Source organism: Streptomonospora wellingtoniae (assembly GCF_031845375.1).
GTDB lineage: Bacteria > Actinomycetota > Actinomycetes > Streptosporangiales > Streptosporangiaceae > Streptomonospora > Streptomonospora wellingtoniae.
Map to the genome: position 1 here is coordinate 204,431 of NZ_JAVREK010000006.1, position 7,481 is coordinate 211,911.

Genomic DNA, 7,481 nt, shown 5'->3' on the forward strand with positions numbered 1-7,481 from the left:
GGGCTCCCGAGCGCTAGACCGCTGATGAGGGGTCTGCACTCGCTGCGTGTGCGGCGTCGGGCCTGCCGGGAGGAGCCCCGAACCCCGTTGATCTTGTAGCCATCGTGAAGGAATGCGATTTCCATTTGCGATGGCTACAAGATCGACGGTGCCTACGACCATTGACCAGCACACACAGTTCCCATCAACGATCTAGGGGAGGTCGGCGGCCGAGAAGGTGAACCGGCCGATCCGGGCGGAGGAGTCGGGCCTGCCGATGTGCTCCTCGTTGACGGTGATGCGCACGGCCGAGGCCTTGCCCACGTGCAGGCGAAGCTCGTCGGGGTCGGTCCAGCCGCGCACGTCGTCCTTGTCCAGGACCCCGGTGTAGAGGTTGTCTCCCTGAGCGTCGGTGACGCGCAGCCACACCCGGTCGAGCGCGCTGACGGTGAGGCGGACCTCCTCGGCCTTGCGCTCGCCGGTGGTCACACTCCTCATGCCGGTGCCGTAGTCGGCCGACCGGTCGGCGCCGCCCCCGGTCCGCTGGCCGCCCCGGGACGCCTGGGCGCTCTGCGACTTCAGGCTTTCCTGCGGCTCCGGGGACTGCCGGGACTCCTGGGCGCCCTGCGACCGCTGAGCCTCCTGGACGCCCTGCGACCGCTGGGCCTCCTCCGGCCGCTGCGGCGGCCGGGACTGCCCCGGCAGGGAGGGCGCGGGCGCCGGGACGGCGTCCGCCGGGCGGTCCTCGCGCTGGACGAGACCGCCGGCCGACTGGCCGGAACCGAGGTCCGGCCACGAGCCCAGGGCCGCTCCCACCGCCGCTCCGGCGATGGCCACGATCACCACCAGCGGCCAGGAGCGGCGGGCCGCGGCGAGGGTCGCCGACAGCAGGGACGGTTTGCGGTCGCGGCGCGGCTCGGGGACGCTCTGCGCCGCTGCCCCGGCTTGCGCGCCTTCGGTGTCGGCCTCTTGACCGGACCCGCTGTGGCGGCCGCGGGGCGCGGCCCCGGAACCGGCCGCGCCCGCGGCGGGGCTCTGGGCGCCGCGCCTCCGGCGACCGGATCTGCGGGCCTCATCGGTGCGTTCTCCGGCCCTGCCGCTGCCGCCGCCCCGGGGCGCGGCGGAGGCGCCCCCCTGCGAAGCGGTGGAAGCGCCGCGGGCGGCCCGCGGTGCCGGAACGGACGGCCGGGACTCGGAGTGCTCGGAACGGGCACTGTCGGTCCGCTGGGCGCCGCTGCCGGCTCGCTCCCGCCCCGGTTCGGGCGCGTCGGCGCCGCGGGCGTCCGCGGAGCCGTCGCCGCGGCCGGTCACCGGGCTGTCGGTGAACGCCGGGACGGTCCGCTCCTGGGCGTGCTCCCGGTCGTAGAGCTCGAGCAGCTCCGCCGGGTCGATCCCCAGTTCGCGGCACAGGGCCCGGATGTGCCCGCGGGCATAGAAGTCGCCGCCGCAGAGGCGGAAGTCGTCGCTTTCGATTCCGGTGAGCACCGGCCGCCGGATACAGGTGCGGGTGCTCAGTTCGGCGAGGGTGTAGCCGACGCTCTCGCGAGCCGCGGCGATTGTCCGGCCGATCGTGCTCATCTCCGCCCCTTCCCAGGGTGGGGGTACGGTCGCGGTGCCCCGCACGCCGGCGGCGCGCGACCCTCGGCCCCGCTCCGGTGCGCGGTCGCGCACGACTGCGCCACACCGCAGAGTAGGTCTTTCACCACTCTGCGTACCTACTGCCGGAAAGGCACCCTGACACACCCCATGAAGCGGTTAAAACTAGGTCAATGCACCCGGGGCGGGCGAGGGTGCGGGAATCGGGTCAGCCGGAGCCGCCGTCGCCGCGGACGAGGGCCAGCACGCCCGGCAGGTCGTCCGGTGCGACCAGTACGTCCCGCGCCTTGGAGCCTTCACTGGGGCCGACCACGTCGCGGCTCTCCATCAGATCCATCAGGCGCCCGGCCTTGGCGAAGCCGACCCGCAGCTTGCGCTGGAGCATCGAGGTGGAGCCGAACTGGGTGGTGACCACCAGCTCGATCGCCTGCAGCAGCAGGTCGAGGTCGTCGCCGACCTCCTCGTCGATCTCCTTCTTCTTGGCCTCGGCGGTGCCCACGTCGTCGCGGTAGCTGGGCTCGGCCTGCTTCTTGCAGTGCTCGACGACGGCACGGATCTCCTTCTCGGTCACCCAGGCGTTCTGCAGCCGGATGGGCTTGCCCGCGCCCATGGGCAGGAAGAGCGCGTCGCCCTTGCCGACGAGCTTCTCGGCCCCCGGCTGGTCCAGGATGACGCGGCTGTCGGAGAGGCTGGAGGTGGCGAAGGCCAGCCGCGACGGCACATTGGCCTTGATCAGGCCGGTGACGACGTCGACGCTGGGACGCTGGGTGGCCAGCACCAGGTGGATCCCCGCCGCGCGTGCCAGCTGGGTGATGCGCACGATGGCGTCCTCGACGTCGCGGGGGGCGACCATCATCAAATCGGCCAGCTCGTCGACGATCACCACCAGGTACGGGTAGGGCTCGTACTCGCGTTCGCTGCCGGGCGCCGCGGTGAGCTCGCCGGCGGAGACCGCGGCGTTGAAGTCGTCGATGTGGCGGTAGCCCGACGCCGCGAGGTCGTCGTAGCGCCGGTCCATCTCGCCCACGACCCACTGCAGCGCGTCGGCGGCCTTCTTCGGGCTGGTGATGATCGGGGTGATCAGGTGCGGGATGCCCTCGTACATGGTCAGCTCGACCCGCTTGGGGTCGACCAGGATCAGCCGGACCTCGTCGGGCGTGGCCCGCATCATGATCGAGGTGATCAGCCCGTTGATGCAGGTGGACTTGCCGGCTCCGGTGGCTCCCGCGACCAGCACGTGCGGCATCTTCGCGAGGTTGGCCACTACGGTGGCGCCCTCGATGTCCTTGCCCAGGCCCACCAGCATCGGGTGCTCGTCGGAGGTGGCCGGAGCCGAGCGCAGGATGTCGCCGAGGCTGACGATGTCCTTGTCGGAGTTGGGGATCTCCACGCCGATGGCCGACTTGCCGGGGATCGGCGACTGGATGCGCACGTCGGCGCTCTTGACGGCCAGGGAGATGTTCTTGGTCAGCGCGGTGACCTTCTCGACCTTCACGGCCGGGCCGAGCTCGATCTCGTAGCGGGTCACGGTGGGACCGCGGGTGAAGCCGGTGATCTCGGCGTCGATGTTGAACTGCTCCATCACGCCGTTGAGCGCCTCGACCACCGTGTCGTTGGCCTTGGTGCGCGGCTTGGGCGGCGTGCCCGGCTTGAGCATGGGCGGCGCGGGCAGCTCGTAGTCGCCGTCGACGACACGCGGCGGGATGGACAACTGCTCGGCGGCCTCGGGCGGCGGCGTGTGGTCGGGCACTGCGGGCTGCGCGCCCTTGTCCGTCGAGGCCACGACCGGGGTGTCGTAGGGGCGCTCGTTGGCGCCGGCCACGCCCGCATCCTCGGCCGTCTTGGCGACCGCCTCGTCCGCGCGCGGCTTGCGCTTGCGCTTGGGCCGTTCGGGCACGGCCTCCGCCTCGGACGGGGTGTCGAGGATGCCCATCCCGGCGTCGGGGCCGCCGTCGCGCTCCATGAGCCCGCCGAAGAGGGCCCGCATGCGTTCGGGGATGCGGTGGACGGGGGTCGCGGTGACCACCAGCAGACCGAAGAGCAGCAGCAGCCCGAGCAGCACCCCCGTGACCCAGGGGGTGATGAGCAGGCTGAGGGGACCGGAGGCGGCGAAGCCGATGATGCCGCCGGCGCGGCGCACGGCCTCGGGCCCGTCGGAGGGCCAGGGGATGCCGTGACCGATGTGGATGAGCCCCAGCAGGCCCACCAGGAGCGCGCTGGAGCCGATGAACAGCCGGCCCACGTCGGTCTCACCGGTGCCGGGGGTGCGCATCAGCCGCCAGGCGAAGGGCAGGAACAGCAGCGGAAGCACCGGCGAGAACGTGCCGAAGGCGCCGACGACGACGGTGCGGGTTGCCTCGGGCAGTGGACCCCGGGTGTCCCACCACACGGCGGCGGCGATGAGCAGGCCCAGCGCCAGCAGCACCAGGCCGAGCCCGTCGCGGCGCAGGTCGGGATCGAGGTCGCGGGCGCTGCGCCCGGCGGCGCGGGCGAGGCCTCCGACGGTGTGGGCCATCAGCCGCCATACGAGCAGCAGAGCGCGCCCGGCCCACACGAACAGCAGGGCGACGGGACCCTCGGCGGCTGCGGGCTTGCGCTTGGCAGCGGTTGCGCGGGGGCGCTGCGCGGAGGCCCCCGAGGTCTTGCGCGCCGGCGCCCTCTTTCCTCCGGCGCCGCCGCCCCGGGACGCTCCGCCGCCGGATCCTTGGGGGGTTTTGGGCGCACGGGTGGCCATGGTCGGCAGCCTACAGCGCGCCCGGCCCGCTCGTCGGCACCGCCCGCCCGGCGTGTCGCCCGGACGGGCGCCTCTGACCAGCGGACCGGGCGGCGCCCGTCCGTCGCTCCCCGGGTCAGATCTCCACGATCACCGGGACGATCATCGGCCTGCGGCGGTAGGTCTCGTTGACCCAGCGGCCGATCCCCCGCCGAACGAGCTGGCGCAGCTGGTGAGGGTCGGTTATGCCGTCGGAGGCGGCCTTCTCCAAGGATTCCTGCACCTTGGGGATGACCTCGTCGTAGGCGTCGACGCCGATGCCCGCCCCGCGGGTGTGAATCTCGGGCTCGCCCACGATCTTGCCGGATGTGGAGTCGACGGCCACGATGATCGAGATGAACCCCTCCTCGCCGAGGATGCGCCGGTCCTTGAGCGCGGACTCGGTGACGTCGCCCACCGACGCGCCGTCGACGTAGACGTAGCCGGCCTGGACCTTGCCGGTGATGCGCGCCCGCCCCTTGTGCAGGTCGACGACCACGCCGTCCTCGGCCAGGCAGATGCGGTCCTCGTCGAGCCCGGCCAGGGCGGCCACGCGGGCGTGGGCGCGCATGTGCCGCCATTCGCCGTGCACCGGCATGAAATTGCGCGGCCGCACCATGTTGTGCACGTACAGCAGCTCGCCTGCGGGAGCGTGGCCGGAGACGTGCACCAGCGCGTTGCCCTTGTGCACCACCTTGGCGCCCCAGCGCGTCAGGCCGTTGATGACGCGGTTGACCGAGTTCTCGTTGCCCGGGATGAGCGAGGAGGCCAGCAGGACCGTGTCGCCCTCCTCGATGCGGATCTGGTGGTCGCGGTTGGCCATGCGGGTCAGCGCCGACATCGGCTCGCCCTGGGACCCGGTGGAGACCAGCACGGCCTCGTCGGGGCGCAGGTCGTCGAGCTGCTTGACGTCGACCAGCAGATCGGCGGGGACGGTCAGGTAGCCCAGGTCGCGCGCGATGTTCATGTTGCGCACCATCGAGCGGCCGACGAAGGCGACCTTGCGGCCGTGGGCCTTGGCCGAGTCGAGCACCTGCTGGACGCGGTGCACGTGGGAGGCGAAGCAGGCGACGATGATGCGCTGGTCGGCCTGGTGGAACACGTTGTCGATCACCGGCGAGATGTCGCGCTCGCTGGTGACGAACCCGGGCACCTCGGCGTTGGTGGAGTCGGCCATCAGCAGGTCGACGCCCTCGCTGCCCAGCCGGGCGAAGCCGGCGAGGTCGGTCAGCCGCCCGTCCAGGGGCAGCTGGTCCATCTTGAAGTCGCCGGTGTGCAGCAGTGTGCCGGCATCGGTGCGCAGGGCCACCGCGAGCGCGTCCGGGATGGAGTGGTTGACCGCGAGGAACTCCAGGTCGAAGGGGCCGAAGGAGCGACGGTCGTCCTCGGCCACCTGGACGGTCTCGGGTTTGATGCGGTGCTCGCCGAGCTTGGCCGAGAGCAGCGCCAGCGTCAGCCGCGAGCCCACCAGCGGGATGTCGGGGCGCTCACGCAGCAGGAACGGCACAGCCCCGATGTGGTCCTCGTGGCCGTGCGTGAGCACGAGGGCCTCAACGTCGTCGAGCCGGTCCCGGACGTAGTCGAAGTCGGGCAGGATCAGATCGACTCCGGGCTGCTCCTCCTCGGGGAACAGCACGCCGCAGTCGACGATCAGCAGCTTGCCCCGGTACTCGAAGACCGCCATGTTGCGGCCGATCTCGCCCAGGCCGCCCAGCGCCACGACCCGCAGCGCGTCGGGGCTCAGCGGCGGCGGAGGGCCGAGGTCGGGGTGGGGATGACTCATGCGGATCCTTCCGTCAGGCGTTCGACACCCACGACGCTGGCCGGCACCGCCTGGTGGGGGGCCAGGCCGATCGGTCCCTTGACCCCGGCCGCGGCGAGGTCTTCGCGCAGCAGCGCCTGGAGCTCGGGCGAGGCGTCGGCCAGCGGAGTGCGGACCGGCCCGCCGGGGAGGCCGAACATGTTCAGCACCGCCTTGGTGGTGATGACGCCCTGGGTGCGGAATATTCCGGTGTAGACGGGCGTGAGGCGGCGGTGGATGGCCAGGGCGCGTGCGACGTCGCCGCCCTGGTAGGCGTCGACCATGTCGTGCAGGTCGGAGCCGACGATGTGGCCCACGACACTGACGAATCCCGAGGCGCCGACCGACAGCAGCGGCAGGTTGAGGATGTCCGAGCCGCAGTAGAAGGCCATGCCGGTGCGCTCCATCACCCAGGAGCTGGCGCCGAGGTCGTCCTTGGCGTCCTTGTTGGCGACGATGCGCGGGTGCTCGGCGAGCCGCACCAGCGTCTCGGAGGCGATCGGTGTGCCGGTGCGCTGCGGGATGTCGTAGAGCATCACCGGCAGCTCGGTGGCGTCGGCGATCGACGTGAAGTGCCGGAGCAGCCCTTCCTGAGGGGGCTTGTTGTAGTAGGGAGTGACCAGAAGCAGGCCGTGCGCCCCGGCGCGCTCGGCGCTCTGGGCGAGCCTGATGCTGTGGCGGGTGTCGTTGGTCCCGACCCCGGCCACGACGACGGCCCGGTCGCCGACGGCATCCAGCACGGCGCGCAGCAACCGGTCCTTCTCCTCGTCACTGGTGGTCGGCGACTCTCCAGTGGTACCGCTGATGATGAGGCCGTCATTGCGCTGCTCGTCGACCAGGTAGGTGGCGAGGCGGGCGGCGCCGTCGTAGTCGACGTCGCCGTTCTCCTGCATCGGTGTGACCATTGCGGTCAACATCTGGCCGAAAGGCGCGCTCGGCGAAGTGCTGCCTGACATAGGGAAAACGTACCGCGCCCCGGCCCCACCTGCGCCCATGCGACCCCCACCGAAGAGGGTTTTCTGCCGCATTCACCCATGATCCGACCTGTTGGGGGCCGGTTCCTGCGGCCGGCGGAACGGGTGCGCGGCGCGCCGCGGCGCCGGGCGGGTCGGGGGACGGCGCGGCCGGGTATCGGCCGCACGCGGGCGCTGCGGGAGGCGCCGGGGCCTGATCCGCGTCGGTGTGTGGGAGGCCGACATGCGGGCCCGCCGGCCATCGGGCACAGACGATCTTGACTCGGCGGTGAGCTGCGTTACACACTTCGAGCGCACCTCGGGCGGCCCGGTCACGGCGCTGCTTCCCGTCTTCCGCGCGCCCTCGTCCCCCCCCCCCCCAACCCCCCGGGGGGGGGCG

At 72.1% G+C, this 7,481-nt stretch carries 4 protein-coding genes; all 4 read right to left on the reverse strand.

What is annotated here, in order from left to right; translation table 11 throughout:
- Positions 1-192 precede the first annotated feature (192 nt).
- Positions 193-1,557: a helix-turn-helix domain-containing protein gene (locus RM446_RS08660; protein WP_311544658.1), complete on the reverse strand. Its 1,365-nt coding sequence runs from the start codon at positions 1,555-1,557 to the stop codon at positions 193-195.
- Between the two features lie 226 nt (positions 1,558-1,783).
- Complete coding sequence (locus RM446_RS08665) at positions 1,784-4,309, reverse strand: DNA translocase FtsK (protein WP_311544659.1); 2,526 nt, start codon at positions 4,307-4,309, stop codon at positions 1,784-1,786.
- 115 nt (positions 4,310-4,424) lie between these two features.
- Positions 4,425-6,110: a ribonuclease J gene (locus RM446_RS08670; protein ID WP_311544660.1), complete on the reverse strand. Its 1,686-nt coding sequence runs from the start codon at positions 6,108-6,110 to the stop codon at positions 4,425-4,427.
- A complete protein-coding gene (gene dapA, locus RM446_RS08675) occupies positions 6,107-7,084 on the reverse strand; it encodes a 4-hydroxy-tetrahydrodipicolinate synthase (RefSeq protein WP_311544661.1) in 978 nt (325 codons plus the stop codon). The genes RM446_RS08670 and dapA overlap by 4 nt, the downstream gene beginning before the upstream one ends.
- Positions 7,085-7,481: the final 397 nt, after the last annotated feature.

Excerpts from the sequence above, each read along its gene's own strand:
- RM446_RS08660 (WP_311544658.1), bottom strand. The coding sequence starts at position 1,557 with ATGAGCACGATCGGCCGGACAATCGCCGCGGCTCGCGAGAGCGTCGGC.
- RM446_RS08665 (WP_311544659.1), bottom strand. The coding sequence starts at position 4,309 with ATGGCCACCCGTGCGCCCAAAACCCCCCAAGGATCCGGCGGCGGAGCG.
- RM446_RS08670 (WP_311544660.1), bottom strand. The coding sequence starts at position 6,110 with ATGAGTCATCCCCACCCCGACCTCGGCCCTCCGCCGCCGCTGAGCCCC.
- dapA (WP_311544661.1), bottom strand. The coding sequence starts at position 7,084 with ATGTCAGGCAGCACTTCGCCGAGCGCGCCTTTCGGCCAGATGTTGACC.